Raw genomic sequence first — 25,447 nt, forward strand, 5'->3', positions numbered from 1 at the left:
AGCGGCTACAGCAAAGCCCGCCGGGTGGCGAAGTGTCTTTGAGATAGGGGATTTGGAGATTGGTTCCCGGGCTTTGGGGCGCGGGAGCTGGCTCCCGCCGGGCGGTATAGGCGACGCGTTTTTTCAGTTAAAACGCGTCGTCAGATTTGCGGCGACTTCGTCGCCGAACGGGGTGATGCGGCATTCCGATAAATCCCCTCGCCACAGACAAGCCCCATTGCCACAGGTAAGCCGATCAGACAGCGGCAGGGCGCAGGGAGTAGGTTTTCAGTTGGTCGGCGAAGTCGCGCAGGGATTGAATCCCGCTGGCTTCTGCTTCGTGAACCCAATCCTTGATGGCCGCCAGCATGTCGTGACCATTTGAGCTTGTCTTGACCCATATCTGCTGCAAGGCCAGGCGTTTCTCGTAAATTACCTTCAGCGCCTGGCTGTGCTCGAGCATAGTCTGGATGCGAACGTGGTGTTTTTCGTCCAGCAAACTGGTTTCCCGGGAAAGCAGACGCTTGGCCCGGTGAAACTGGTGACGGACCGAATGATCGACCTTTTCCAGCTCTTGCTTGACCAGCGGCGCGATCACCAATTTGCGGTATTGGGCCATGATCTGAAAGCGGTTGTTGAGGATTGCCATGGCGGTGTCCATGTCCAGGCTGCCTTTGCCTTCGACGCGGTGGGCAATCGGCGCAACCCGCTGGACCTTGGCCAGACGGAAGAAGCTGAAGACCTGGATCCAGGCCCAGCCGAGGTCGAACTCCCACTTCTTGACCGACAATTTGGCCGAGTTCGGGTAAGTGTGATGGTTGTTGTGCAGCTCTTCACCGCCAATCAGGATGCCCCAAGGCACCAGATTGGTTGCCGCGTCGCGGCATTCGAAGTTGCGGTAACCGATGGCATGGCCCAGGCCATTGACCACGCCGGCGGCCCACACCGGGATCCACATCATCTGGATGGCCCAGATGGTGATGCCGATGGTGCCGAACAGCAGCAGGTCGATGACCGCCATGATCGCCACACCCAGCAGCGGGTAGCGGCTGTACAGGTTGCGTTCGATCCAGTCTTCGGGGCAGTTCTTGCCGTAGATGCGCAGGGTCTCCGGGTTTTCCGCTTCGGTGCGGTACAGCTCGGCACCTTTGCGCAGAACGGTGGACAGGCCCTTGATGACCGGGCTGTGCGGGTCATCGACGGTTTCGCATTTGGCGTGATGCTTGCGGTGGATAGCGGTCCACTCGCGGGTGTTCTGCGCCGTGGTCAGCCACAGCCAGAAGCGGAAGAAATGTTTCAGGCCAGCATTGAGCTCAAGCGAGCGATGGGCTGAATAACGATGCAGATAGACCGTGACGCCAATGATCGTCACGTGGGTCATCAGCAGGGTGACTGCCACCAGTGACCAGGGCGACAAGCCGAGAAAACCTTCGTACCACATAGGCTATAGGGCCCTCGATAAATAAAAAAATAGCCGTTGCATTATCACTAAGCCCACAGATAAAACCAGTCACCCTTTCAGATAAGAGTGGCGGGATGTTTCTTTACCCTATAATCCCAATCATTTTGTAGGGACATGGACGCTCGAATGTCTGCCACATATCGCGATGCATTGCGTGCAGCGCTGCTTTACCTGGTGCTTTCCGCGGTCTGGCTGCAGTTTAGCGGCTACTTATTGACCAGTTTCTTCGATGACTCTGCTGAGTTACTGCGATGGCAACTGATCAACGGTTACGTCTGGGTCGTGTTTAGTGCCGGGCTGATTTTCATTGCCCGAGCACGATTGCTCCGATGCCTGGGTGTCGGCGTCACGTTGCGTGAGCGTAATGACGACCGCGAGCGTTTGCGTCAGGCGGCTGCGGTATTCGATTGCACACGTGAAGGGGTGCTGGTCACCGATAGCAACGGGTTGATCGTCCACGTTAACCGCGCGTTCATGGAAATCACCGGGTACTCGCTTGAGGAAGTTCTGGGCCAGCGACCGAGCCTGTTCAAGTCGGGCCATCATCCAGCGGATTTTTACCAGGCGATGTTCGCGACACTCAACAGCATGGGCGAGTGGAGCGGGGAAATCTGGAACCGCCGCAAAAGCGGCGAGATCTATCCGCAATGGCAGACGATCCGCGTCATTCACGACGATCAGAGCCAACTCAGCCACTACGTCGCCGTGTTTTCCGATATCAGCGCGATCAAGAACTCCGAGCATGAACTCAAGCATCTGGCGCATCACGACCCGCTGACGGATTTGCCAAACCGGTTACTGTTCACCGACCGTACCGAGCAGGCACTGACGTCGGCACAACTCCACAAGCGTGGCTGTGCGTTGCTGATGGTCGACCTGGATCATTTCAAGATGATCAACGACAGCCTCGGACACACGGTCGGCGACCAACTGCTCAAGGCCGTGGCCGAGCGTTTGCAGGCCTTGCTTTGCCCGGAGCTCACGCTGGCGCGACTGGGGGGTGATGAGTTCGCGGTGCTCGCCGAAAGCTGTCCGCAGTTGATGCAGGCTGCGGCGCTGGCGCAGCGGATCATTGATGGTCTCAAAGAGCCGTTCCTGGTTGGCGGGCATCAGCTGTTCATCAATACCAGCATCGGTATCAGCTTGTTCCCCGGCGATGCTACAAGCGCCGAACAGCTATTGCGTAACGCTGACTCGGCGCTGTTCAAGGCCAAAAGCGCTGGTCGCGACGGCTACGCCCTTTATACCGAAGAGCTGACAGCCCATGCCCAGAATCGGGTCGAGACTGCCGTAGAGCTGCGCCGAGCGCTGGAACAGCAGGAGCTGCGCGTTTATTACCAGCCGGTTCATGACTTCAAGACCCGTCGCCTGGTTGGCGTCGAGGCGCTGGTGCGCTGGGAGCATCCGAAACGCGGGCTGGTGCCGCCGGCGGAATTCATCCCCATCGCAGAACGCACCGGGCTGATTGCAGAAATCGACACCTGGGTGATGCGCCAGGCATGTCAGCAAATGTGTTTGTGGCAGCAGGCGGGTGTGGCGTTGTCGTTTGTCGCGGTGAACGTCTCGTCTCGATTGTTCGCTCGCCGCGAGCTCTTTCAGCAAGTGGCGAAAGTGCTGCACGAAACCGGCCTGGATCCGGCGTATCTGGAGCTGGAAGTCACTGAAAGCGCGGTGATGGAAGACCCTGAAGTGGCGTTGGAGCAGATGCATCGCCTGCGTGAATTAGGTGTGCGGCTGGCCATCGATGATTTCGGTACAGGTTATTCGTCGCTGCTGCGACTCAAGCGTTTGCCGGTGCAGAAGCTCAAGATCGATCAGGGTTTTGTCGCAGGCTTGCCGTGGGACGAGGATGACGCCGCGATCGTGCGAGTGATTATCGCGCTGGCGCAAAGCATGGGGATGCAAGTGCATGCCGAAGGGATCGAGCAGGTCGAGCAGGCGCGTTTCCTGCTCGAACAGGACTGCGATCTGGGGCAGGGCTACTGGTTTGGGCGACCGGTCCCGGCCAAGCTGCTGGAGTGGGCGCACGTGCCACAAATCCGCTAAGCCAACCTTAGGTTTTTGTGGCGAGGGAGCTTGCTCCCGCTGGATTGCGCAGCAGTCCCAACAGCGAGTGCCTCGCCCTCCAACGGGAGCAAGCTCCCTCGCCACAGGGTTTTGAGCCCCTTTCAAAAACCTGAATCCGCCGCAAACCTATGTCCCGGCAGATAATTTAATTTGGTTATATAAACATTCTTAAATAGTCTTTTTAAGAATATCCCCGCGTCTCTACTATTGCTCTCACGCCGCAAGCAGTGCCGCCACTGCCAGGCAACCTCTCAGTTGAAGGAGCAGCACGATGAGCGCATCCCTACGTAGCGTTGACGGTCAAGACGAAGCCACCATCTTGCGTGAGATCCAGAGCGCATTGCGCGATCTGCGTTTTGGCGCTGTGGAAATCACCGTGCACAACGCCCAGGTGGTGCAGATCGAACGCAAAGAGAAATTCCGTTTGCAGAACCCGAGCAACAAACCGAGCTAAAAAACCGGCAACCCGATTCCAGCCCACCATAAAAAAAGCCAACACACCAAGAATTCCAGGAGCTTTCATCATGTCGTCGATTCGTCATTTCGCTTTGGCCGCCCTGGCCAGTGCCCTTTTTGTGGGTTCCGCGGTTGCCAAGGATTACGAGTTGCTCAACGTGTCGTATGACCCGACTCGCGAGCTGTACCAGGATTACAACGCCGAGTTCGTCAACTTCTGGAAGAAAGACCACGCTGGCGACAATGTGAAAATCCAGCAATCCCACGGTGGTTCAGGCAAGCAAGGCCGGGCCGTGATCGACGGTCTGCGGGCGGATGTGGTGACTCTGGCCCTGGCCGGTGACATCGACGAAATCGCCAAACTCGGCAAGACCCTGCCGGCCGACTGGCAGAAGCGTCTTCCGGAGGCGAGCACGCCTTACACCTCGACCATCGTGTTCCTGGTGCGCAAGGGCAACCCTAAAGGCATCAAGGACTGGGGCGATCTGGTCAAGAATGACGTGTCGGTGATCACTCCGAACCCGAAAACCTCCGGCGGTGCGCGCTGGAACTTTCTCGCGGCCTGGGCTTATGGCCTGAAAGCCAACGGCGGTGACGAAGCCAAGGCCAAGGAATACGTGCAGACCCTGTTCAAACACGTTCCGGTTCTGGACACCGGTGCTCGCGGCTCGACCATCACTTTCGTCAACAACGGTCAGGGCGACGTGTTGCTGGCCTGGGAAAACGAAGCGTTCCTGGCCCTGAAAGAAGACGGCGGCGCCGACAAGTTCGAAATCGTCGTGCCTTCGCTGTCGATCCTGGCTGAACCGCCGGTGGCTGTAGTCGACAAGAACGCCGAGAAAAAGGGCAACACCGAGATCGCAGAGGCGTACCTCAAGCACCTGTACAGCCCGGCCGGCCAGGAAATTGCGGCGAAAAACTTCTATCGTCCACGTGACAAGGATGTGGCCGCCAAGTACAGCAAGCAGTTCCCGACCTTGGACCTGGTGACCATCGACAAGGACTTCGGCGGCTGGAAAACCGCTCAGCCGAAATTCTTCAACGACGGCGGCGTGTTCGACCAGATCTACCAGGCGCAGTAGTTTTAAATAGCCATCAACGAGCCCCGGATTTACATTCGGGGCTTTGCGCGTTCCCAACCAAGGACTTTTATGTCGCGTCGTATCTCCCCCGTCATACCCGGCTTCGGGCTGACGCTGGGCTACACCTTGGTGTACCTCAGCCTGATTGTGCTTATTCCACTGGCGGCGATGTTCGTGCATGCCGCTCAACTCACCTGGGATCAGTTCTGGGCGATTATCTCGGCGCCACGGGTGCTGGCGGCGTTGAAGCTGAGCTTCGGCACCGCGCTCTATGCCGCGATCATCAACGGCATCATCGGCACGCTGCTGGCCTGGGTGCTGGTGCGCTATTCGTTCCCGGGTCGCAAGATCATCGACGCGATGATCGATTTGCCCTTCGCTTTGCCTACTGCCGTGGCCGGTATCGCGCTGACTGCGCTGTACGCGCCGAATGGTTGGGTGGGTCAGTTTGCTGCGGACCTGGGGTTCAAGATCGCGTATACCCCCCTCGGTATCACGCTTGCGCTGACTTTCGTAACGCTTCCATTCGTAGTACGTACGGTACAGCCAGTATTGGCCGACATCCCTCGTGAAGTCGAAGAAGCGGCGGCGTGCCTGGGTGCCAAACCCTTGCAGGTTTTCCGCCATATTCTGGTGCCCGCACTGCTGCCTGCGTGGTTGACCGGTTTCGCGTTGGCCTTTGCCCGTGGGGTCGGCGAGTACGGTTCGGTGATTTTCATCGCCGGCAACATGCCGATGAAAACAGAAATTCTGCCGCTGCTGATCATGGTCAAGCTTGACCAGTACGATTACACCGGCGCCACGTCCATTGGTGTACTGATGCTGGTGGTTTCCTTCGTCCTGTTGCTGCTGATCAACTTGCTGCAACGCCGTATCGAAACCCCATAAGGAGGCGCAGAAATGTCCCAATCATCTATTGCTGCTGCTTCCTCGAACGCTGCCCGCCGTGGCAGTGCCAATTCACGGCGGATCCTGATCGGTCTTGGCTGGTTGGTGTTTGCCCTTTTCCTGTTGCTGCCGCTAGTGATCGTGGTGTCCCAGGGTTTGAAGAATGGTCTGGGTTCGTTCTTCACCGCGATCCTTGAACCCGACGCGCTGTCGGCGCTGAAACTCACGGTCATCGCCGTGTTGATTTCGGTCCCGCTGAACCTCGTGTTCGGCGTCAGCGCGGCGTGGTGCGTGAGCAAGTACTCGTTCCGCGGTAAAAGCATTTTGGTGACTCTGATCGACCTGCCGTTCTCGGTCTCGCCGGTGATCGCCGGTCTGGTCTACGTGCTGATGTTCGGCGCGCAGGGCCTGTTCGGGCCGTGGCTGCAGGATCACGACATCCAGATCGTCTTCGCCTTGCCGGGCATCGTGCTGGCGACGATCTTCGTCACCGTGCCGTTCGTGGCGCGTGAGCTGATCCCGCTGATGCAGGAACAAGGCACCCAGGAAGAAGAGGCCGCGCGCTTGCTCGGGGCCAATGGCTGGCAGATGTTCTGGCACGTCACCGTTCCCAATATCAAATGGGGCCTGATCTACGGCGTGGTGTTGTGTACCGCGCGGGCGATGGGTGAATTCGGTGCGGTGTCGGTGGTTTCCGGGCACATTCGCGGGGTGACCAATACCCTGCCGCTGCACGTCGAGATCCTCTACAACGAATACAACCACGTGGCCGCGTTCGCGGTAGCGAGCCTGTTGCTGATCATGGCGCTCTTCATCCTGCTGCTTAAGCAGTGGAGCGAAAACCGTATTAACCGCCTGCGCACCAGCGCCGCGGAGGAATAATTCATGTCGATCGAAGTGCGTAACGTCAGCAAGAATTTCAATGCGTTCAAGGCGCTGGACAACATCAGCCTGGACATTCAAAGCGGCGAGCTCGTGGCGCTGCTCGGCCCGTCGGGTTGCGGTAAAACCACGCTGCTGCGGATCATCGCCGGCCTGGAAACCCCGGATAAGGGCAACATCGTGTTCCACGGTGAAGACGTTTCCGGCCATGACGTGCGTGATCGCAACGTCGGTTTCGTGTTCCAGCACTATGCATTGTTCCGCCACATGACCGTGTTCGACAACGTCGCGTTCGGCCTGCGCATGAAACCGAAAAACCAGCGCCCTAGCGAAAGCCAGATCGCGGTGAAGGTTCATGAACTGCTGAACATGGTGCAACTGGACTGGCTGTCTGATCGCTACCCGGAGCAACTTTCCGGTGGTCAGCGGCAGCGCATCGCGTTGGCCCGTGCCCTGGCGGTCGAGCCGAAAGTCCTGCTGCTCGACGAACCGTTCGGTGCACTCGACGCCAAGGTCCGCAAGGAACTGCGTCGCTGGTTGGCGCGGCTACACGAAGACATCAACCTGACCTCGGTATTCGTGACCCACGACCAGGAAGAGGCCATGGAAGTCGCCGACCGTATCGTGGTGATGAACAAAGGCGTGATCGAACAGATCGGCTCACCGGGCGATGTCTACGAAAACCCGGCCAGCGATTTCGTTTATCACTTCCTCGGTGATTCGAACCGTCTGCATTTGGGTGAAGACAATCACGTGCTGTTCCGCCCGCACGAAGTGTCGCTGTCGCGGCATGAGCTGGAGGATCACCACGCGGCCGAAGTGCGCGATATCCGTCCGTTGGGCGCGACGACTCGGGTGACGTTGAAGGTCGAAGGCCAGAGTGAGTTGATCGAAGCTGAAGTGGTGAAGGATCACGACAGCCTGATCGGCCTGGCGAAGGGCGAGACATTGTTCTTCAAACCAAAGGTCTGGCAGAAACTCGCCAACCTCTAAAGCAAAAGCATCGCGAGCAGGCTCGCTCCCACAGGGGTTCTATGTACGCCATAGATCCAGTGTGGGAGCGAGCCTGCTCGCGATGGCGTCCTATGCAGCAGCGCGCTTCGGATTGACCCGAACGCCCCCTACCCGCGCCTCAATCTGCTCTTTCAAATCCCGCCGCAACCCCAGCAAAAAAGCCAACTCAACCACCACAAACAACGGCCCGACAATCAACCCCGTCACATCATCGACAAACGCCGGTTTGCGCCCTTCGTAATGATGACCGACAAACTGAATCGCCCACCCCACCACAAACATCCCGATCCCGCTCGCCAGCCACACCAGCGTACTTTGCTGCGCGAGAACCTGACCCGCCCAAACACACAGCCCCAGCAACAAGGTCATCAACACCCCGAGCCGCACCTCCAGGCGCAGGTAAAACCACGCCGATGCCAGTGCGACCAGCACCGCCGGCGAAACCCAGCCTTCACCCCATTGCGGCCGCGACAGCAATACCTCCACCGCCACCACAATCAACGGAATCCCGATAAAGTGGCTGGCAATATTGCGCGGGTCACGGTGGTAAGCGGCGTATTGACTGAGATGGTCAACGAGGCTTTTCATTGTTATTCCTCCTGTAGGGTGGTTGATCATGCCTCGGGTTCACCTTTCGCTCTGTCAGGCAGGCGACAATCTCCAGGAGTTTTCATGGACATGCAGGTTTGGCGTGCGCGCCTGGAGTCGGGGCAGTGGTTCAGTCATTTGCCTGTTCCCTTACAGGATAGTCTGCTGGCTGCGGCCCGGGTGCGGCGGTTATCGACGGGGCAGCTGCTGTTTAAACGCGGTGATCCGCCGTGCGGGTTGTACGCGGTGCTCGAAGGCTCGGTGCGCATCGGCGCGGTCAGCGAGCAGGGCAAGGAAGCGTTGTTGAGCCTCGTGGAATCGCCCCACTGGTTCGGCGAAATCTGTCTGTTCGACGGCCAGCCACGCACCCACGATGCCTTTGGCGTGGGCCAGTGCACCCTGCTGCACATCCCGCAGGCTGCGCTGCTGGCGTTGCTCGATGAGCAACCGGTGTACTGGCGGCAACTCGCGCTGCTGATGAGCCACAAACTGCGCCTGACCTTCATCAGCCTCGAACAGCTGAGCCTGATGCCCGCCCCGGCACGCTTGGCTCATCGCTTGCTGATGATTGCCAAGGGTTACGGCGAATTCGATCCGCCGCGCCGGGTGCTGCAATTGCCCCAGGAACAACTGGCGTCGATGTTGTCGCTGTCGCGCCAGACCACCAACCAGATCCTCAAGGACTTGCAAGGGCAGGGGATTCTGAATTTGAAGTACGGCGAGATCGAGATTGTCGATGCCGAGCGGTTGCGGGCACTGGCGATTTTTTAAAACACAGCGTTATTGATGGGCTTTGTCCGCGAACGCGCCTAGCCTGTGACGACGACAATCGAGGTGTGCAATGCGTGTGCTGTTAGTAGAAGACGAACCGGAGATCGCCAAACGCCTGGCCAAAGGCCTGAACGAGGCGAGTTATACGGTCGACGTGGCGCTTAATGGAATGGACGGCCGGCGCTTTATCGAGTCCGGCAAATACGAAATGATCATCCTCGACGTGATGCTGCCGGGGCTCAACGGCTGGCAGTTGCAGCAACAGATCCGCAAGCTCGGCGACACGCCGGTGCTGTTCCTGACGACAAAAGATGGCATCGAAGATCGCCTGCGCGGGCTGGAGTTGCATGAGGATGATTACTTGCTCAAGCCTTTTGCCGTGAGTGAATTGGTGGCTCGGGTGCGCAAGTTGTTGCGGCGGGATCGTGGCCGGTAGTGGGTTCTGTGATGTCCGAACTATCGCTTTCGCGGGCAAGCCTCGCTCCTACAGGTCAGCGTAGTACTCACGATTGACGAATTTCCTGTAGGAGCGAGGCTTGCCCGCGAAGAGGCCAGACCAGGCAACACACCTCCCGGATCCTTTACCGCAACCCATCCCGAAACTGCCCCGGCGTCATCCCCGTCCAGCGTTTGAACGCGCGGCTGAAGCTGCTGGTATCGGCGAACCCCAGCAAATAACTGATCTCACTCAACGAGCATTGCGGATCACGCAGGTGCAGCAGCGCCAGGTTTTCGCGGCTTTCATTGAGCAGCGTGTCGAATCGACAGCCTTCGTCCGCCAGGTGCCGTTGCAGGCTGCGCAAACTCAGGTGCAGGGCCTTGGCGATGTGCTCGGCGCTGGGCTCGCCTTCGGGCAGTTGCTCTTCAATGGCATCGCGGACTTTGCGTTCCCAGGTTAGCGGTTTGAGTTGCGCCAGGGTGCGCTTGAGCACCGCTTCGTTGTGTTCGGCCAGTTCCGGGTTGGCGTCGTCCAGGTGACTGTCGAAGTCCACGAGCGCAAATTCCAGTCGGTCTTCGTCGGCGGCGAAATACACCGGCGAACGAAAGACCTTGTGCCATTGATGCGGGTCGGCAGGTTCGGGACGGCGCAGGTACACCGCCAGCGGTGCATAGTCGCGGCCCAGGCGATTGCGGCAGGTGCGCACGTAAATCGCGGCAAACGCGTCGATGGCCTCCAGCGCCGGTGCGGGGTTGCCTATGGGGATTTTCAGGCGAAAGCGGTAGCGATCCTCGGCGCGGGTCAGCTCCAGTTCCAGCGCATCGCTGACCACTTGGTGATAACGCACGATGCGTTCGAACACTTCGCGCAGACTTCCGCTGGCCACCAGCGCATAACCGAGTGCATGAAACGTAGTCGGGCTGACAAAACGCGACACCCGCAAGCCAATCGCCGGGTCGCCGCTGACCTGTACCGCGATTTCCCACAGGCGCGTGGTGCCCGACAACGGGTAACGGGCGTTCGGGTCGTCCATCAATTGCGGGTCGAGCCCCGCCTGTTGACACAGGGCGGTGCTGTCGAGGCCCAGCGCATCGAGTTGCTTGCGCAGGGCACGGGTCCAGCTGGCGAGGGAGGTCGGTTCAGTCATGCTGATTGGCGCTTCCGGTCAACAGGTTGGCGTTCACGGCTACCGCGTTGTGAGGGTTCACAAGGCAGGATGCGAACATCAATAACCAGAGGATGGAAGCATGGACGGTACTTCTGCAAGTCCCCAGCGACTGAATGCAGCTCAACGATCAGCGCATATTCGCGAAGTGGTGCTGGCCAGAGGCGTCGAACTGCGCAAACGCTACCCGATTCTCAACCATCAAGACGCGATGGGCGCGGGCATTCTGGCCTTCGCACTGGCTGGAATGATTGGTTCAGCGGCGCTCTACATGACCGGGCACATGGCCTGGTGGGTGTGCCTGCTGCTCAATGCGTTTTTCGCCTCGTTGACCCACGAGCTGGAACACGACCTGATTCATAGCATGTACTTTCGCAAGCAGCGCGTGCCGCACAATCTGATGATGGGCCTGGTGTGGCTGGCGCGGCCGAGCACGATCAATCCGTGGATTCGCCGGCATCTGCACCTCAACCACCACAAGGTGTCCGGTACGGAAGCCGACATGGAGGAACGCGCGATCACCAACGGCGAGCCTTGGGGTTTTGCGCGGCTGCTGATGGTCGGCGATAACGTGATGTCGGCGTTCATTCGCATGCTGCGAGCCAAGACCTGGACTCATAAGCTCAGCATCATCAAGCGCGCACTGAAAGTCTACGCGCCGCTGGCGCTGGTGCATTGGGGGGCGTGGTATATGTTCCTCGGTTTCCATGCGGCGAATGGTGTTGCCTATCTGCTGGGGGCACCGATCGAATGGTCGGCGACGACATTGGCGGTGATGCAGGTGATCGACATCGCGGCTGTGTTGATCATCGGCCCTAACGTGTTGCGCACGTTTTGCCTGCACTTTGTCAGCTCCAACATGCACTACTACGGTGACGTGGAGCCGGGGAATGTGATTCAGCAAACCCAGGTGCTGAACCCTTGGTGGATGTGGCCGATGCAGGCGTTCTGCTTCAACTTCGGCAGCAGCCACGGGATTCATCACTTTGTGGTGAAGGAGCCGTTTTACATCCGCCAGATGACCGTGCCGGTGGCGCATAAGGTGATGCGCGAGATGGGCGTGCGGTTCAATGATTTCGGGACGTTTGGGCGGGCGAACCGGTTTGTGCGTGGGGAAACAACAGAGGTGCAGGAGGTTCGTGCCGCTCAGGCTTGATCGATGCACTCGGAAACTCAAACGCCGGTCATCAATTTGACCCAAAGGGACGTTACGTTGTGAAGCAAGGAGTGATTGGCATATGCAATTTCGGCCTAATAAAGTAATTAAATATTCCTTTAATAGATAACCGTTTCAGCCAATCATCACATTCCAGCGAGGTTGATCAGCGCTAACAGATTTTGAGTTTCCGGGGCCGTCTCCTTGGCAGGGTGCGGTCCCTTTTTTTATGCCGGCAAAACACAAAACCCTGTAGGAGTGAGCCTGCTCGCGAAGCGGTCTTTCTGCCACCATCAATGTTGAATGTGAGGCCGCCTTCGCGAGCAGGCTCGCTCCTACAGGGAGTTGTTCGTATATTCGATATAGGTCTTAATAAATAGCTTCTTATTCCTTAACGAATATAACTCTCCTCCCTATACTCGATCGGGAACAGACACGCAGCAGGAGAGTTCCCCCATGCACAACGAATCAATTCGCTACCTGATTGTGCCGGGCTGGCAAGGATCGCCGGAAGATCATTGGCAAAGCCACTGGCAAAACAGTCTGCCGAATAGCGCGCGGGTGGAGCAGGCCGATTGGCTGACACCCCGTCGTGAAGATTGGGTGGCGGCGCTGGCCGAGGCGATTGCCGCCGACAGTACGCCGGTGATCTTGATTGCGCACAGTCTGGGTTGCATTACGGTCGCCCATTGGGCCGCCACTGCACCGCTGCAATTTTTGCGTCAGGTTCGCGGCGCCTTGCTGGTCGCACCGGCGGACGTCGAGCGCCCGGCCTGCTCGCCGGCGCTGCGTAACTTCGCACCGATCCCGAGCCATTTGTTGCCCTTCCCAAGTCAGGTGGTCAGCTCCGACAACGACAGCGCCGTGAGTGCGCCGCGAGCCCTTGAACTGGCCTGCAACTGGGGCGCCGAGGCGGGGATTCTGGCAGGTGCCGGGCACATCAACGTGAAGTCCGGGCACCAGCGCTGGGAGCAGGGTTTTGCCTATCTCTATCGCCTGCAAAACCGCATGGAACACCACGCCCTGCGACGTGCCTGAACCTTTTCTTTTTATATGATCGCCCCCGTCTCCCGGCGGTTTTGGGCGGGAGTCTGCCATGAGTTTTGAAGCCTTCGGTCAGCCACTGCTGACGTTCCCCGACGCAGAAAAAAGCCCCCTCAGCATTCGCGCCAAGGCGCTGGTGTTTGTCGATCCACGCTCCCGTCAATTGCGCCAGGAGCTGGAGCAACTGGCGCCACGCTCGATCTCGGTGCTGATCCGTGGTGAGACCGGCAGCGGCAAGGAATTGCTCGCGCGGCACATCCATCGCGCGAGTGATCGCGGCGGGTTGTTCGTTTCCGTCAATTGCGGCGCCATCAGCCCGACCTATGCCGACGCTGAATTGTTCGGTTATGCCGCGGGCAGTTACAGCGGTGCGGCCAGTAGCCGCGCTGGCTGGTTCGGCTCGGCCAACGGTGGAACACTCTATCTGGATGAGATCGGCGACTTGCCGCTGCCGATCCAGATCAAATTGCTCGCTGCCCTGGAAAATCACGAAGTCACCCGCGTTGGCGCGCCTCAGCCGAGCCCGGTGGATGTGCGCCTCGTCGCCGCCACCAGCATCGATCTGGCGCAAGCGGTGGCGGCTGGAAAATTCCATGAACGGCTTTATCACTACCTCAGCGAAGGCCAGCTCGAACTGCCCGCGTTGCGCGAGCGGGTCGGCGATATTCTGTCGCTGTCCGAATATTTCCTCGGCATCTACAGCCAGCGCCTCGACCTGCCGGTGCCGCTGATCAGCGAGGCTGCGCAGCTTGTGCTGGAGCGGCACAGTTGGCCGGGCAACACCCGGGAGCTGGAAAACGTCATTCACTTCGCGCTGCTGGTCAGCACCGGTGACGAGATATTGCCGGAGCATTTGAATCTGCCCGAGGCGCCGCCGTCGTTGGTGCAGATCGAACAGAAACTCAAGCAGATCATCGGAAGTGGCTCCGCCGCCGAGAAAGAAGCCTTGAAACGACTGCTCAAACAGACCGGGCTTCTGTAGGAGCGAAGCTTGCTCGCGAACCAGGCGACGCGGTGTGTCATGGATGACGCCTTCGCGAGCAAGCTTCGCTCCTACAGGTAAAGCACGCGGGCTAGAGCTGTATGAACAAAATGGAATATCAAAGTGAATAAAAGATATTGTTCGGGAATAAAAAATCCCGGTATTGTCCGCGTCACGCCAGCGATAGCACTTCACTGGCACTCGTACTAAACAAGCCGTCGTCGATGACGACCGTGATTTTCGATAAGGACACTGCATGAAAAAGGTTCTGTTGTTCACCGCACTGGCGGCTGCTCTGACTGCGGGCCTGGCCCAGGCTGGCGAGAAGCTGGTGGTTGCGGCGACCCCTGTTCCACACGCCGAGATTCTTGAACTGATCAAACCGACCCTCGCCAAAGAAGGCGTGGACCTGGAAATCAAAGTCTTCACCGACTACGTTCAGCCAAACGTACAGGTTGATCAGAAGCGTCTGGACGCCAACTACTTCCAGACCCTGCCGTACCTGAAAAGCTTCAACGAAGGCAAAGGCACTAACCTTGTGACCGTGATCGGCGTTCACGTCGAACCGTTCGGCGGCTACTCGAAGAAAGTCAAATCCCTGGCTGAGCTCAAAGACGGCGCGACCATTGCCATCCCTAACGAAGGCAGCAACAGCGGCCGTGCCCTGATCCTGCTGCAGAAGGCTGGCCTGATCGAGTTGAAAGACCCGAAAAACGCTCTGGCCACCCCGAAAGACATCGCCAAGAACCCGCACAACTTCAAGTTCAAGGAACTGGAATCGGCCATGCTGCCGCGTGTGCTGGACCAGGTCGACCTGGACATGATCAACACCAACTACGCGCTGGAAGCAGGTCTGAACCCGGCTAAAGACGCGCTGGTGATCGAAGGTGCAGATTCGCCTTACGTGAACTTCCTGGTGGCTCGTCCGGACAACAAGGACAGCGTTGCCATCCAGAAACTGGCCAAAGCCTTGACCAGCCCGGAAGTGAAAGCATTCATCGAGAAGAAGTACAGCGGCGCGGTACTGCCGGCGTTCTGATTCGCGAGGTAAACCCCTTCAAGGTTTCGAGCGCCGACGGCTGGTAAAGCGTCGGCGTTTTTTTGCGTTCGAGAAACCTGTGGCGAGGGAGCTTGCTCCCGCTGGGTTGCGAAGCGACCCTAAAAACCTGCACAGACATTTCTTCAGGCTCACCGCTATTACTGATTTTGCGACTGCTGCGCAGCCGAGCGGGAGCAAGCTCCCTCGCCACAGGTGATCTGCTCGCCTCACGAGCGTTAGGCCACCCTGGCCTTCAGCGCCCGGCGCAACGCCACCAACAATTTCACGATTTCCTGCGGATCCAGCCGCTGTGGCACTTTCACGTCAGCCATTTTTCTCTTCCTTGTGAGGGTTCGGCCAGGAGTCTGACCAAAAGCTGTGCGTCCTTGGAGGGCCTTTTTGAAAAAAAGATCCCTCCTACAGCTGCAAGGAAAATAGTCGTCTTCCTGCGCCCCGGCAAATCCGCCGGATAGTTTTTTGCGTGATATCAATATGCTTTAACGGTATTTAAATTCTTGTTTTTATACCTTTAAAGTCGGTGCCTGCCGGGCGGTTATCCACTGCCCATGGACTGCACCACCGTCGCTTACCCCCGCGACGTCCAGGATGGTCAATGAACTTCGATTACGCTTTCATCCTCAGCACCCTGCCGGCGTTTCTCAAAGCCGTGGGCGTGACGCTGCAGGTCGGCTTTATCGCCATCGGCACATCGCTGCTGGTGGCCCTGAACAACGCAACGATTCTGGTGTTTCGCACGCCCTACCTGCAGCGGCTGGTCGGCCTCTATGTCGAGTTGGCGCGCAACACGCCGCTGCTTATCCAGCTGTTCTTCGTGTACTTCGCCTTGCCGGCACTGGGCATCAAGGTCTCGGGGTTTGCCGCGGCGATTATCACCATGACCTTTCTCGGCGGCGCTTACCTGACCGAAGTGCTGCGCGCCGGCGTCGATGCCGTGCCCCAGGCACAACTCGAGTCCGGCCGCTCCATCGGCTTGTCCCACGGGCAATTGCTGCGCTACGTGATCCTGCCGCAAGCCGGGATTCTCAGCCTGCCGTCGCTGTTCGCCAATTTCATCTTCCTGCTCAAGGAGACCACCGTGGTCTCGGCGGTGGCAGTGCCGGAGATTCTCTACACCACCAAAAGCTACATCGCGCTGTACTACAAAACCTACGAAATGCTCGCCGTGCTGACGCTGATTTGCGTGCTGTTGTTCTTGCCGCTGTCGCTGCTGCTCAGCCGTCTGGAAAGGAGGCTCCAGCATGGCCAGTTCGGGTCTTGAATTGCTCTGGGTGTCCTTGCCGCAACTGGGCAAGGGCGCGGCGCAAACCCTGTCGATTTCCTTCTTGAGCATCGCCATCAGCACCGTTGGCGGCGTGCTCTACGGCGTATTGCGCACGCTGAACGTCAAATGGCTGAACGCGATCCTACGGATCTACCTGGAATTGTTCCGGGCGATCCCGGTGCTGGTGTGGCTGTACCTGCTGTTTTTTGGCCTGCCGATTTTTTTCGGTTTGAGCATTCCGAGCTTCTGGTGCACGGTGCTGGTGCTGTCGCTGTGGGGCGCCAGCGAAGTCGGCGAAGTGGTGCGTGGCGCCTTGCATTCGTTGCCCCGCGGGCAGCGTGAAGCGGGGTTGTCGATTGGCTTGAACGGCGCGCAACTCTACGGTTACGTGCTGCTGCCCCAGGCGCTGAAACGCATGACGCCGCCGACCATCAACGTCTACACGCGCATCATCAAGACCAGCTCCCTCGCGGTGCTGATCGGCGTGGTGGACGTGATCAAGGTCGGCCAGCAAATCATCGAGCGCACCTACGAATCCGTGCTGATCTACGGCGCGCTGTTCCTGTTTTTCTTTTTCATCTGCTACCCGCTGTCAGCCGCCTCGCGCGTGCTGGAGCGGCGCTGGACGCAAGCATGAACGCATTGATCGAGTTCAAGGGTTTCAACAAGTTTTTCGGCGAGCAGCAAGTGCTGGACGGTATCGACTTGCACGTGAAATCAGGCGAAGTGATCGTCATCCTCGGCCCGAGCGGCTGTGGCAAGAGCACCTTGCTGCGCTGCCTCAACGGCCTGGAAGTCGCTCACAGCGGCAGTTTGAAATTCAACGACCGCGAGTTGCTGGACAAGGGCACCGACTGGCGCGAAGTGCGGCAGCAGATCGGTATGGTGTTCCAGAGTTATCACCTGTTCCCGCACATGAGCGTGCTCGACAACCTGCTGCTAGGACCGGTCAAAGTGCAGAAACGCGACCGCCGCGAATCTCGCGATCAGGCCGAAGCCTTGTTGGCGCGCGTGGGCTTGCTGGACAAGCGCGACGCCTTCCCGCGTCAGCTCTCCGGTGGCCAGCAGCAACGCATCGCCATCGTCCGTTCGCTGTGCATGAACCCCAAAGTCATGCTCTTCGACGAAGTCACCGCCGCCCTCGACCCGGAAATGGTCAAGGAAGTACTGGAAGTCATTCAGGGCCTGGCCCGCGAGGGCATGACCCTGCTGATCGTCACCCACGAAATGGCTTTTGCCCGTGCCGTGGCGGACCGAATTGTGTTCATGGATGCCGGGCGAATCCTCGAACAAAACCCACCCGAGATTTTCTTTACGAACCCGCAAACCGCACGAGCGCAGCAGTTCCTGGAGAAGTTCTCCTACGTCGCCGCTTTACCCAAAACGACTCAAACAAAGGAACTGGAACCGCTATGAAAACTGCCAAGACTTCACTGCTGCTACTCCCGCTGCTCGGCCTCGCGTTGCTGGCCGGTTGCAACAAAACCGAAGAACCCGCCAAGCCTGCGGCCACCGCCAGCTACTTGGAAAAAATCAAGGCACGGGACAAGCTGATCGTCGGCGTCTTCACCGACAAACCGCCGTTTGGTTTCGTCAATGAGGCCGGACGCTATGTGGGTTTCGATACCGACATCGGCCGTCAATTCGCAAAGGACCTGTTGGGCGACGAGAACAAAGTCGAGTTCGTCGCGGTGGAACCTGCCAGCCGGATTCCGTTTCTGCAAAGTGACAAGGTCGATCTGATCCTGGCCAACATGACCGTGACCCCGGAGCGCAAGGAAGCGGTGGAATTCACCAACCCGAACCTCAAGGTCGCGGTGCAGGCGCTGGTTCCGCAAGCCAGCAGGGTGAAAAACCTCGATGACCTGGCGACTCGCACCACCATCGTGACCACAGGCACCACGGCCGATATCTGGCTGACCAAGAATCACCCGGACTGGAAACTGCTGAAGTTCGAGAAAAACTCCGAGTCGCTGCAAGCGCTGGCCAATGGGCGTGGCGATGCTTATGCACAGGACAATCTGGTGTTGTTCAGCTGGGCCAAACAGAACCCTGGCTACCGAGTGCTGACCCAGACGTTGGGCGCAGAAGCACCGATTGCGCCGGCGGTGAAGAAGGGCAATATCGAACTGCGTGATTGGGTGAATGCCGAGTTGGCGAAGCTGGGTGAGGAGAAGTACTTGCTGAAGCTTTACGACCAATATGTGCGTAAAGAGCTGAGCGATGACACCAAGCCAGAGAGCGTGATTGTCGAGGGTGGGAAGTGGCAGGGGTGATTCTTCAACCTTTGCGGTGATTTTTCGGCCGCCATCGCGAGCAGGCTCGCTCCCACATTTGACCGAGTTGCTCCGGCGGACGCGGTCTAAATGTGGGAGTGAGCCTGCTCGCGATAGCGGTGGTTCAGGCGCCAATCAATCCGGCCAATACCACGCCGGCTCATCCAGCAACCGCTGCCCCACAATCCCGGTCTGGCCGAGGTTCTTTTCCAGCACAATGCAATTGCATTCCGGATCTTCCTGCAACGCCGAGATCAGCCGCCGCGCATGGGAAACCACCCACACCTGGCACTGCTCAGATGCCCGGATAATCAACCGCGCCAACGCCGGCAACAGGTCCGGGTGCAAACTGGTTTCCGGCTCGTTCAGCACCATCAGCGTCGGCGGCCGAGGCGTCAGCAGTGCCGCCACCAGCAGCAAATAACGCAACGTCCCGTCCGACAGTTCGGCGGCCGATAATGGCCGCAGCAGCCCTTCCTGGAAAAACTCAATCGCAAACCGCCCGCCCTGCAACGGCGCTATATTCAGTCGCGCACCGGGGAACGCGTCACTGATCGCCGACCGCAACGCCTCGGGGTCGCCGATTTCACGAATCGTCTGCAACGCGGCGGCGAGGTCGCGACCATCGTGATGCAAAACCGGCGTGCGGGTGCCGAGTTGCGGTTGGCGAACCGGTGCGTCGGCATCGCTGCGAAAGTGATCGTAGAAGCGCCAACGGCGGATGAACTCACGCAGTTGCATGACTTCCGGCGAGGTACGGAAGCTGCCAACCTGATCGAACAGGCTGTCGAAATTCGGCGTGTGCTGGGCCAGCACGTCCCAGTCGCGACCGGCCCGGGCGCGGATCATCGGGCCGTTACGTTCCACCATGAGACTGGCCGGGCGGTAAAACGGGCCATTCCAGATGCATTCCTTTTTGATTTCCGGGTCCAGGGAAAACGCGGACAGACTCGGCTCCGGCAAACCCAGCGAGATCGAATAACTGAAATCCTCACCGGCAAACCCCAGGCGCAGGCGTTTGGCGCCGTGGCGCACGGTCGCCTCGATCGGGACTTCACCATTGCGCATACGTCGGCTGATGTTTTCCGGCCCGGCCCAGAAGGTCGAATCCAGCCCACCCTCCCGGGCCAATGCATTGACCACACCGCCCTGAGCGGTTTCCGCCAGCAGCCGCAACGCACGGTAGAGGTTGGATTTGCCGCTGCCGTTGGGGCCGGTGATCAGGTTCAACCGGCCCAGCGGAATCACCAATTTATTGATCGAGCGGTAATTGGCCACCGCGAGGGTTTTGAGCATGGGAAGCTTCCTGCTGCAGAGGCCGCCAGTTTGCCTTATCGTCACAAACACTGTGGTCCCCTGTAGCAGCTGGCGAAGCCTGCGTTCGGCTGCGCAGCAGTCGTAAAATCAGCGCACGCGGTGTATCAGGCGGAATGTGCAAGCCGGATTGACGACTGCTGCGCAGCCGAACGCAGGCTTCGCCAGCTGCTACAGGGGGATGACGGTGTGATCGCTTTATTTGAAGCCGTCAGGTGCACCCGTGGAACCCTGTTCTAAGCTCACAGTCGTATCGCCATTGGCACGTCCGTACAACGCAAAGGAGTCTGCATGGCTGGTCCCGGATTGAAAATAGTGGTTGGCCTGAGCCTCCTCGCCCTGCTGACCGCGTGCGGCGATAAGAAACCGGTCGAGAAGGACCGCCCACGGGTCTTCGTCCAGGAGGTCAAACCCAAGGATTACGCCGCGTCGGTGACGCTCACCGGCGACGTTCAGGCCCGGGTCCAGACCGAATTGTCGTTCCGCGTGGGCGGCAAGATCATTCAGCGCATGGTCGATGTCGGTGACCGGGTGTCGGCCAAACAAGTGCTGGCCAAACTCGATCCCAAGGACTTGCAGACCAACGTCGACTCGGCCCAGGCCCAGGTCGTCGCCGAGCAGGCCCGGGTCAAACAGACCGCCGCCGCTTTCGTTCGTCAGCAAAAACTCTTGCCCAAGGGCTACACCAGCCAAAGCGAATACGATTCCGCCCAAGCCGCGTTGCGCAGCAGTCAGAGTGCGTTGACCGCTGCCCAGGCGCAATTCGCCAACGCTCGCGAACAACTCAGCTACACCGCGCTGATTGCCGATGCGCCGGGCGTGATTACGGCGCGTCAGGCCGAGGTCGGCCAAGTGGTGCAGGCGACGGTGCCGATATTCAGCCTGGCGCGCGATGGTGAGCGCGACGCGGTGTTCAACGTTTACGAATCGCTGCTGGCCGAGGCGCCGGAGGATAAAACCATCGTGGTCAGCCTGCTCGACAACCCGGCGATCAAAACCACCGGCACCGTTCGGGAAATCACCCCGGCGGTGTCCGCGCAGACCGGCACCGTGCAAGTCAAAGTCACCCTCGACGGACTGCCCGAAGGCATGCAATTGGGCTCGGTGGTGAGCGCCACGGCGAAGACGCCGGGCAAGTCCGCCGTGGAATTGCCGTGGTCGGCGCTGACCAAAAACCTCAGCGATCCGGCGGTATGGCTGGTGGACGGTGAGGGCAAGGCACAACTGCACACCATCACGGTCGGTCGCTACCTGACCGGCAAAGTGATCATCAGCGCCGGTTTGCAGGGTGGCGAAAAAGTCGTCATCGCGGGTGGTCAGTTACTGCACCCCGGCGTGAAAGTCGAAATCGCCGAAAACACCTACAAGGATTTAGCAGTGGAAACCCAGCCATGAAGCGTCTGTTACTGGTGTGCACCGCGGTGATGCTGACGGCCTGCTCGAAAAAAGAACCACCACCGGAGCCGGTACGCCCGGTGCTATCGGTCAAGGTCCAGGCTTTGGATGAGGAAAATCTCGGCCGCTTCGCCGGCAGCATCCAGGCCCGCTATGAAAGCAATACCGGGTTCCGTGTGCCGGGACGTATCGCCAGCCGTAACGTCGATGTCGGTGCCGAAGTTGAAAAGGGCGCGTTACTCGCCACGCTCGACCCCACCGATCAGCAAAACCAGTTGCGTTCCGCCCAGGGCAATCTGGCCAGCGTCCAGGCGCAACTCATCAACGCCCAGGCCAACGCCCGGCGCCAAAAGGAATTGTTCGATCGTGGCGTCGGCGCCCAGGCGCAACTCGATATCGCACAGACAGACCTCAAAACCACCCAGGCCTCCCTCGATCAAGCGCAGGCGGCGGTCGATCAGGCCAAGGACCAGCTCAACTACGTCGAACTGCGCTCCGATCACAAAGCCGTGGTCACCGCGTGGAATGCCGAAGCCGGGCAAGTCGTCACCGCCGGCCAGCAAGTGGTGACCCTGGCGCAGCCGGACATCAAGGAAGCCGTGATCGACCTGCCGGACACCTTGGTCGACCAACTGCCGACCGACGTCGTGTTTCAAGTCGCGGCCCAACTGGACCCGAGCATCACCACCACCGCCATCGTTCGTGAAATCGAGCCCCAGGCCCAAAGTGCGACCCGTACCCGCCGGGCTCGCCTGACCCTGACAGACACACCAACAGGTTTTCGCCTGGGCACCGCGATCAGCGTGACCCTCAGCTCCGCGATCAAACCGCGCATTGAATTGCCCTTGAGCGCGCTTCAGGAAGTCGATGGCAAAACCCGCATCTGGGTCATCGATACGCAGGCCCAGACCGTCGCCCCACGAGACGTCAGCCTGGTCAGCCGCACAGACTCAACGATGATCCTGGCCAGTGGCGTGAAGTCCGGTGAGCGGGTGGTCAGCGCCGGTGTGAACAGCCTGAAACCCGGGCAAAAAGTGAAAATCGACGAGGACGGCCCACAATGAAAGGGAGTTTCAACTTATCCGAATGGGCCCTCAAGCATCAGTCGTTTGTCTGGTATTTGATGTTCGTCGCGCTGCTGATGGGCGTGTTCTCGTACATGAACCTGGGCCGCGAGGAAGACCCGTCGTTCACCATCAAAACCATGGTCATTCAGACCCGCTGGCCGGGTGCGACCCAGGAAGAAACCCTCAAGCAGGTCACGGACCGCATCGAGAAAAAGCTCGAAGAACTTGATTCGCTCGACTACGTGAAAAGCTATACGCGGCCCGGCGAATCGACGGTGTTCGTTAACCTGCGCGACACCACCAGCGCCAAGGACATTCCGGAAATCTGGTACCAGGTGCGCAAGAAGATCAACGACATTCGCGGCGACTTCCCTCAAGGCTTGCAGGGGCCGGGGTTCAACGATGAATTCGGAGATGTGTTCGGCTCGGTCTACGCCTTTACCGCCGACGGCTTGTCGATGCGCCAGTTGCGCGATTACGTGGAACAGGTCCGCGCCGAAATTCGGGAAGTGCCGGGGCTGGGCAAGGTCGAGATGGTCGGTGAGCAGGACGAAGTCCTCTACCTGAATTTCTCCACCCGGAAACTGGCGGCGCTGGGCATCGATCAGCGCCAGGTTGTGCAGAGCCTGCAAACCCAGAACTCAGTGACCCCGGCCGGTGTGATCGAGGCAGGTCCCGAGCGCATTTCGGTGCGCACCTCGGGGCAGTTCGCTTCCGAGAAAGACCTGGCCAACGTCAACCTGCGGCTCAATGATCGCTTCTACCGCTTGGCCGACATCGCCGAGATCAGCCGTGGCTACGTTGACCCGGCGACCCCGGAATTCCGTTTCAACGGCCGCACGGGCATCGGCCTCGCCATCGCCATGAAGAAGGGCGGCAACATTCAGGAGTTCGGCAAGGCGTTGCACCAGCGCATGACCGACCTGACCGCCGACTTGCCAGTGGGCGTCGGTGTACACACGGTTTCCGATCAGGCCGAAGTGGTGGAAAAAGCCGTTGGCGGCTTCACCAGTGCCTTGTTCGAAGCGGTGGTGATCGTGCTGATCGTCAGCTTCGTCAGCCTCGGTGTGCGCGCCGGGCTGGTGGTGGCGTGCTCGATCCCGCTGGTGCTGGCGATGGTTTTCATTTTCATGGAATACAGCGGCATCACCATGCAGCGGATTTCCCTTGGCGCGCTGATCATCGCCCTCGGCCTGCTGGTGGACGACGCAATGATCACCGTCGAGATGATGGTCACGCGCCTGGAAATGGGCGAGACCAAAGAGCAGGCGGCGACGTTTGCCTACACCTCCACGGCGTTCCCGATGCTCACCGGTACGTTGGTGACGGTGGCCGGGTTCGTGCCCATCGGCTTGAACGCCAGCTCGGCGGGCGAGTACACCTTCACCCTGTTTGCGGTGATCGCCGTGGCCATGTTGGTGTCGTGGATTGTTGCGGTGTTGTTCGCCCCGGTGATCGGCGTGCACATCCTCAGCGCCAACGTGAAGCCTCATTCCGCCGAGCCGGGTCGTATCGGCCGTGCGTTCAATTACGGCATGCTCTGGGCGATGCGCAACCGCTGGTGGGCCATCGGCATCACGATTGCGTTGTTCGTCGCGTCGGTGTTTTCCATGCAGTTCGTGCAGAACCAGTTCTTCCCGTCCTCGGACCGCCCGGAAATCCTCGTCGACCTGAATCTGCCGCAAAACGCCTCCATAGCCGAAACCCGAAAGGCTGTGGACAAGCTCGAAGCGACCCTCAAGGACGACCCGGACATTGTGCGCTGGAGCACATACATCGGCGAGGGTGCGATCCGTTTCTACCTGCCTCTCGACCAGCAATTGCAAAACCCGTACTACGCGCAATTGGTGATCGTCAGTAAAGGCCTGGAGTCGCGTAACGCCCTCAGTCAGCGCTTGCGCGAACGGCTGCGCAAAGATTTTGTCGGCATCGGCAGTTACGTCCAGGCGCTGGAAATGGGCCCGCCGGTCGGTCGCCCGATTCAGTACCGGGTCAGCGGCAAGGACATCGATCAGGTGCGCAAGCACGCGATTGCCCTGGCCACCGAGCTGGACAAGAACTCGCACATCGGCGAGATCATTTACGACTGGAACGAACCGGGCAAAGTCCTGCGCATCGACATCGCTCAGGACAAGGCGCGGCAACTGGGGCTGTCGTCGGAAGACGTGGCCAACCTGATGAACAGCATCGTGGTCGGTTCGCCGGTCACTCAGGTCGATGACGATATCTACCTGATCAACGTCGTGGGCCGCGCGGTGGACGCGGAACGCGGCACGCCGGAAACCCTGCAAAATTTGCAGATCGTCACGCCAAGCGGCACCTCGATTCCGCTGCTGGCCTTCGCCACGGTGCGCTATGAACTGGAGCAACCGCTGGTTTGGCGCCGCGACCGTAAACCGACGATCACCATCAAGGCGGCGGTGCGTGATGAGATTCAGCCGACTGATCTGGTGAAACAGCTCAAACCCGACATCGATAAATTCGCCGCCAGTTTGCCGGTGGGTTACTCGGTCGCCACGGGCGGTACGGTGGAGGAAAGCGGCAAGGCCCAGGGGCCGATTGCCAAAGTGGTGCCGTTGATGCTGTTCCTCATGGCGACCTTCCTCATGATCCAGCTGCACAGCGTGCAGAAGCTGTTCCTGGTGGCCAGCGTCGCGCCGCTCGGCTTGATTGGCGTGGTGCTGGCGCTGATCCCGACGGGCACGCCGATGGGCTTTGTGGCGATCCTGGGGATTCTGGCGCTGATCGGCATCATCATCCGCAACTCGGTGATTCTGGTGACCCAGATCGATGCCTTGGAGAAAGAGGGCGTTTCACCTTGGGATGCCGTGGCGCAGGCCACGGAGCATCGGCGCCGGCCCATTCTGCTGACCGCAGCGGCGGCCAGCCTGGGGATGATCCCGATTGCCCGGGAAGTGTTCTGGGGGCCGATGGCGTACGCCATGATTGGCGGGATCATTATTGCGACGTTGCTGACGCTGCTGTTTTTGCCGGCGCTTTACGTCGCCTGGTACAAAATCCGCGAGCCGAAGAAAGGTGATCGGCTTGAGACCCACCCCTCACCCTAACCCTCTCCCCAGGGGGTAGAGGGGACTGACC

The 25,447-nt window shown here is 59.4% G+C and carries 23 protein-coding genes; 19 read left to right on the plus strand and 4 right to left on the minus strand.

What is annotated here, in order from left to right:
• Window positions 1-235: 235 nt before the first annotated feature.
• Complete coding sequence (desA, locus tag ACA070_RS00855; RefSeq protein WP_497449681.1) at window positions 236-1,420, minus strand: delta-9 fatty acid desaturase DesA; 1,185 nt, start codon at window positions 1,418-1,420, stop codon at window positions 236-238.
• Window positions 1,421-1,567: 147 nt separating this feature from the next.
• Here desA and dibA point away from each other — a divergent pair, with 147 nt between their 5' ends.
• From dibA to ACA070_RS00885, 6 genes are all read left to right on the plus strand, one after another.
• The gene (dibA, locus tag ACA070_RS00860) at window positions 1,568-3,487 is read left to right on the plus strand and encodes a phosphodiesterase DibA (protein WP_497449682.1); all 1,920 of its coding nucleotides are present in this window, start codon (window positions 1,568-1,570) and stop codon (window positions 3,485-3,487) included.
• A gap of 292 nt (window positions 3,488-3,779) precedes the next feature.
• Window positions 3,780-3,962, plus strand: a complete 183-nt coding sequence (gene oscA, locus ACA070_RS00865; RefSeq protein ID WP_007945260.1) for a sulfur starvation response protein OscA — start codon at window positions 3,780-3,782, stop codon at window positions 3,960-3,962.
• 70 nt (window positions 3,963-4,032) lie between these two features.
• The gene (locus ACA070_RS00870; RefSeq protein WP_497449683.1) at window positions 4,033-5,046 is read left to right on the plus strand and encodes a sulfate ABC transporter substrate-binding protein; all 1,014 of its coding nucleotides are present in this window, start codon (window positions 4,033-4,035) and stop codon (window positions 5,044-5,046) included.
• Window positions 5,047-5,115: 69 nt separating this feature from the next.
• On the plus strand, window positions 5,116-5,934 hold the full coding sequence (gene cysT, locus ACA070_RS00875) for a sulfate ABC transporter permease subunit CysT (protein ID WP_131060524.1): 819 nt from the start codon (window positions 5,116-5,118) through the stop codon (window positions 5,932-5,934).
• Window positions 5,935-5,946: 12 nt separating this feature from the next.
• Window positions 5,947-6,816: a sulfate ABC transporter permease subunit CysW gene (gene cysW, locus ACA070_RS00880; protein WP_462029518.1), complete on the plus strand. Its 870-nt coding sequence runs from the start codon at window positions 5,947-5,949 to the stop codon at window positions 6,814-6,816.
• 3 nt (window positions 6,817-6,819) lie between these two features.
• The gene (locus ACA070_RS00885; protein WP_497449684.1) at window positions 6,820-7,809 is read left to right on the plus strand and encodes a sulfate/molybdate ABC transporter ATP-binding protein; all 990 of its coding nucleotides are present in this window, start codon (window positions 6,820-6,822) and stop codon (window positions 7,807-7,809) included.
• Between the two features lie 90 nt (window positions 7,810-7,899).
• Here ACA070_RS00885 and ACA070_RS00890 read toward each other — a convergent pair whose 3' ends face one another.
• On the minus strand, window positions 7,900-8,418 hold the full coding sequence (locus ACA070_RS00890; protein ID WP_497449685.1) for an Mpo1 family 2-hydroxy fatty acid dioxygenase: 519 nt from the start codon (window positions 8,416-8,418) through the stop codon (window positions 7,900-7,902).
• 84 nt (window positions 8,419-8,502) lie between these two features.
• On the opposite strand from ACA070_RS00890, the gene ACA070_RS00895 reads away from it, so the two are divergent.
• The gene (locus tag ACA070_RS00895; protein ID WP_497449686.1) at window positions 8,503-9,189 is read left to right on the plus strand and encodes a Crp/Fnr family transcriptional regulator; all 687 of its coding nucleotides are present in this window, start codon (window positions 8,503-8,505) and stop codon (window positions 9,187-9,189) included.
• Window positions 9,190-9,259: 70 nt separating this feature from the next.
• The gene (locus tag ACA070_RS00900; protein WP_497449687.1) at window positions 9,260-9,625 is read left to right on the plus strand and encodes a response regulator; all 366 of its coding nucleotides are present in this window, start codon (window positions 9,260-9,262) and stop codon (window positions 9,623-9,625) included.
• Window positions 9,626-9,770: 145 nt separating this feature from the next.
• Here ACA070_RS00900 and ACA070_RS00905 read toward each other — a convergent pair whose 3' ends face one another.
• Window positions 9,771-10,775 carry an AraC family transcriptional regulator gene (locus ACA070_RS00905; RefSeq protein WP_497449688.1) on the minus strand — a complete coding sequence of 335 codons (1,005 nt, stop codon included), beginning with the start codon at window positions 10,773-10,775 and terminating at the stop codon, window positions 9,771-9,773.
• Window positions 10,776-10,875: 100 nt separating this feature from the next.
• Between ACA070_RS00905 and ACA070_RS00910 the strand changes: the two genes are divergently transcribed.
• The 8 genes from ACA070_RS00910 (at window position 10,876) to ACA070_RS00945 (ending at window position 18,572) form a co-directional block, all read left to right on the plus strand.
• On the plus strand, window positions 10,876-11,949 hold the full coding sequence (locus tag ACA070_RS00910; protein ID WP_497449689.1) for a fatty acid desaturase: 1,074 nt from the start codon (window positions 10,876-10,878) through the stop codon (window positions 11,947-11,949).
• 456 nt (window positions 11,950-12,405) lie between these two features.
• Window positions 12,406-12,987 carry an alpha/beta hydrolase gene (locus tag ACA070_RS00915; RefSeq protein ID WP_497449690.1) on the plus strand — a complete coding sequence of 194 codons (582 nt, stop codon included), beginning with the start codon at window positions 12,406-12,408 and terminating at the stop codon, window positions 12,985-12,987.
• Window positions 12,988-13,045: 58 nt separating this feature from the next.
• Window positions 13,046-13,975 carry a sigma 54-interacting transcriptional regulator gene (locus tag ACA070_RS00920; RefSeq protein ID WP_497449691.1) on the plus strand — a complete coding sequence of 310 codons (930 nt, stop codon included), beginning with the start codon at window positions 13,046-13,048 and terminating at the stop codon, window positions 13,973-13,975.
• A gap of 256 nt (window positions 13,976-14,231) precedes the next feature.
• Window positions 14,232-15,014: a MetQ/NlpA family ABC transporter substrate-binding protein gene (locus tag ACA070_RS00925; protein ID WP_064675356.1), complete on the plus strand. Its 783-nt coding sequence runs from the start codon at window positions 14,232-14,234 to the stop codon at window positions 15,012-15,014.
• A 613-nt stretch (window positions 15,015-15,627) separates the two neighbouring features.
• Window positions 15,628-16,293 (plus strand): amino acid ABC transporter permease, encoded by a 666-nt coding sequence (locus ACA070_RS00930; RefSeq protein ID WP_497449692.1) that lies wholly within the window; start codon window positions 15,628-15,630, stop codon window positions 16,291-16,293.
• Window positions 16,274-16,933: an amino acid ABC transporter permease gene (locus ACA070_RS00935; RefSeq protein WP_497449693.1), complete on the plus strand. Its 660-nt coding sequence runs from the start codon at window positions 16,274-16,276 to the stop codon at window positions 16,931-16,933. The genes ACA070_RS00930 and ACA070_RS00935 overlap by 20 nt, the downstream gene beginning before the upstream one ends.
• A complete protein-coding gene (locus ACA070_RS00940; protein ID WP_497449694.1) occupies window positions 16,930-17,712 on the plus strand; it encodes an amino acid ABC transporter ATP-binding protein in 783 nt (260 codons plus the stop codon). The genes ACA070_RS00935 and ACA070_RS00940 overlap by 4 nt, the downstream gene beginning before the upstream one ends.
• Window positions 17,709-18,572 carry a transporter substrate-binding domain-containing protein gene (locus tag ACA070_RS00945; protein ID WP_497449695.1) on the plus strand — a complete coding sequence of 288 codons (864 nt, stop codon included), beginning with the start codon at window positions 17,709-17,711 and terminating at the stop codon, window positions 18,570-18,572. The genes ACA070_RS00940 and ACA070_RS00945 overlap by 4 nt, the downstream gene beginning before the upstream one ends.
• A 135-nt stretch (window positions 18,573-18,707) precedes the next feature.
• On the opposite strand, the gene ACA070_RS00950 is transcribed toward ACA070_RS00945, so the two are convergent.
• On the minus strand, window positions 18,708-19,868 hold the full coding sequence (locus ACA070_RS00950; protein ID WP_497449696.1) for an AAA family ATPase: 1,161 nt from the start codon (window positions 19,866-19,868) through the stop codon (window positions 18,708-18,710).
• 309 nt (window positions 19,869-20,177) lie between these two features.
• On the opposite strand from ACA070_RS00950, the gene ACA070_RS00955 reads away from it, so the two are divergent.
• Genes ACA070_RS00955 through ACA070_RS00965 form a run of 3 tightly spaced genes read left to right on the plus strand, consistent with a single transcriptional unit; the run spans window position 20,178 to window position 25,416 of the window.
• Window positions 20,178-21,281: an efflux RND transporter periplasmic adaptor subunit gene (locus ACA070_RS00955; RefSeq protein ID WP_497449697.1), complete on the plus strand. Its 1,104-nt coding sequence runs from the start codon at window positions 20,178-20,180 to the stop codon at window positions 21,279-21,281.
• A complete protein-coding gene (locus ACA070_RS00960; protein WP_497449698.1) occupies window positions 21,278-22,345 on the plus strand; it encodes an efflux RND transporter periplasmic adaptor subunit in 1,068 nt (355 codons plus the stop codon). Before ACA070_RS00955 ends, ACA070_RS00960 begins: the two co-directional genes overlap by 4 nt.
• Entirely contained in the window at window positions 22,342-25,416 is a 3,075-nt protein-coding gene (locus tag ACA070_RS00965; protein ID WP_497449699.1) for an efflux RND transporter permease subunit, read from the plus strand. Before ACA070_RS00960 ends, ACA070_RS00965 begins: the two co-directional genes overlap by 4 nt.
• Window positions 25,417-25,447 lie beyond the last annotated feature (31 nt).

It is taken from the genome of Pseudomonas sp. LBUM1678 (genome assembly GCF_059695575.1).

What these genes read in the sequence shown, in the direction of transcription:
- desA (WP_497449681.1), bottom strand. Translation starts at nt 1,420, where the DNA reads ATGTGGTACGAAGGTTTTCTCGGCTTGTCGCCCTGGTCACTGGTGGCA.
- dibA (WP_497449682.1), top strand. Translation starts at nt 1,568, where the DNA reads ATGTCTGCCACATATCGCGATGCATTGCGTGCAGCGCTGCTTTACCTG.
- oscA (WP_007945260.1), top strand. Translation starts at nt 3,780, where the DNA reads ATGAGCGCATCCCTACGTAGCGTTGACGGTCAAGACGAAGCCACCATC.
- ACA070_RS00870 (WP_497449683.1), top strand. Translation starts at nt 4,033, where the DNA reads ATGTCGTCGATTCGTCATTTCGCTTTGGCCGCCCTGGCCAGTGCCCTT.
- cysT (WP_131060524.1), top strand. Translation starts at nt 5,116, where the DNA reads ATGTCGCGTCGTATCTCCCCCGTCATACCCGGCTTCGGGCTGACGCTG.
- cysW (WP_462029518.1), top strand. Translation starts at nt 5,947, where the DNA reads ATGTCCCAATCATCTATTGCTGCTGCTTCCTCGAACGCTGCCCGCCGT.
- ACA070_RS00885 (WP_497449684.1), top strand. Translation starts at nt 6,820, where the DNA reads ATGTCGATCGAAGTGCGTAACGTCAGCAAGAATTTCAATGCGTTCAAG.
- ACA070_RS00890 (WP_497449685.1), bottom strand. Translation starts at nt 8,418, where the DNA reads ATGAAAAGCCTCGTTGACCATCTCAGTCAATACGCCGCTTACCACCGT.
- ACA070_RS00895 (WP_497449686.1), top strand. Translation starts at nt 8,503, where the DNA reads ATGGACATGCAGGTTTGGCGTGCGCGCCTGGAGTCGGGGCAGTGGTTC.
- ACA070_RS00900 (WP_497449687.1), top strand. Translation starts at nt 9,260, where the DNA reads ATGCGTGTGCTGTTAGTAGAAGACGAACCGGAGATCGCCAAACGCCTG.
- ACA070_RS00905 (WP_497449688.1), bottom strand. Translation starts at nt 10,775, where the DNA reads ATGACTGAACCGACCTCCCTCGCCAGCTGGACCCGTGCCCTGCGCAAG.
- ACA070_RS00910 (WP_497449689.1), top strand. Translation starts at nt 10,876, where the DNA reads ATGGACGGTACTTCTGCAAGTCCCCAGCGACTGAATGCAGCTCAACGA.
- ACA070_RS00915 (WP_497449690.1), top strand. Translation starts at nt 12,406, where the DNA reads ATGCACAACGAATCAATTCGCTACCTGATTGTGCCGGGCTGGCAAGGA.
- ACA070_RS00920 (WP_497449691.1), top strand. Translation starts at nt 13,046, where the DNA reads ATGAGTTTTGAAGCCTTCGGTCAGCCACTGCTGACGTTCCCCGACGCA.
- ACA070_RS00925 (WP_064675356.1), top strand. Translation starts at nt 14,232, where the DNA reads ATGAAAAAGGTTCTGTTGTTCACCGCACTGGCGGCTGCTCTGACTGCG.
- ACA070_RS00930 (WP_497449692.1), top strand. Translation starts at nt 15,628, where the DNA reads ATGAACTTCGATTACGCTTTCATCCTCAGCACCCTGCCGGCGTTTCTC.
- ACA070_RS00935 (WP_497449693.1), top strand. Translation starts at nt 16,274, where the DNA reads ATGGCCAGTTCGGGTCTTGAATTGCTCTGGGTGTCCTTGCCGCAACTG.
- ACA070_RS00940 (WP_497449694.1), top strand. Translation starts at nt 16,930, where the DNA reads ATGAACGCATTGATCGAGTTCAAGGGTTTCAACAAGTTTTTCGGCGAG.
- ACA070_RS00945 (WP_497449695.1), top strand. Translation starts at nt 17,709, where the DNA reads ATGAAAACTGCCAAGACTTCACTGCTGCTACTCCCGCTGCTCGGCCTC.
- ACA070_RS00950 (WP_497449696.1), bottom strand. Translation starts at nt 19,868, where the DNA reads ATGCTCAAAACCCTCGCGGTGGCCAATTACCGCTCGATCAATAAATTG.
- ACA070_RS00955 (WP_497449697.1), top strand. Translation starts at nt 20,178, where the DNA reads ATGGCTGGTCCCGGATTGAAAATAGTGGTTGGCCTGAGCCTCCTCGCC.
- ACA070_RS00960 (WP_497449698.1), top strand. Translation starts at nt 21,278, where the DNA reads ATGAAGCGTCTGTTACTGGTGTGCACCGCGGTGATGCTGACGGCCTGC.
- ACA070_RS00965 (WP_497449699.1), top strand. Translation starts at nt 22,342, where the DNA reads ATGAAAGGGAGTTTCAACTTATCCGAATGGGCCCTCAAGCATCAGTCG.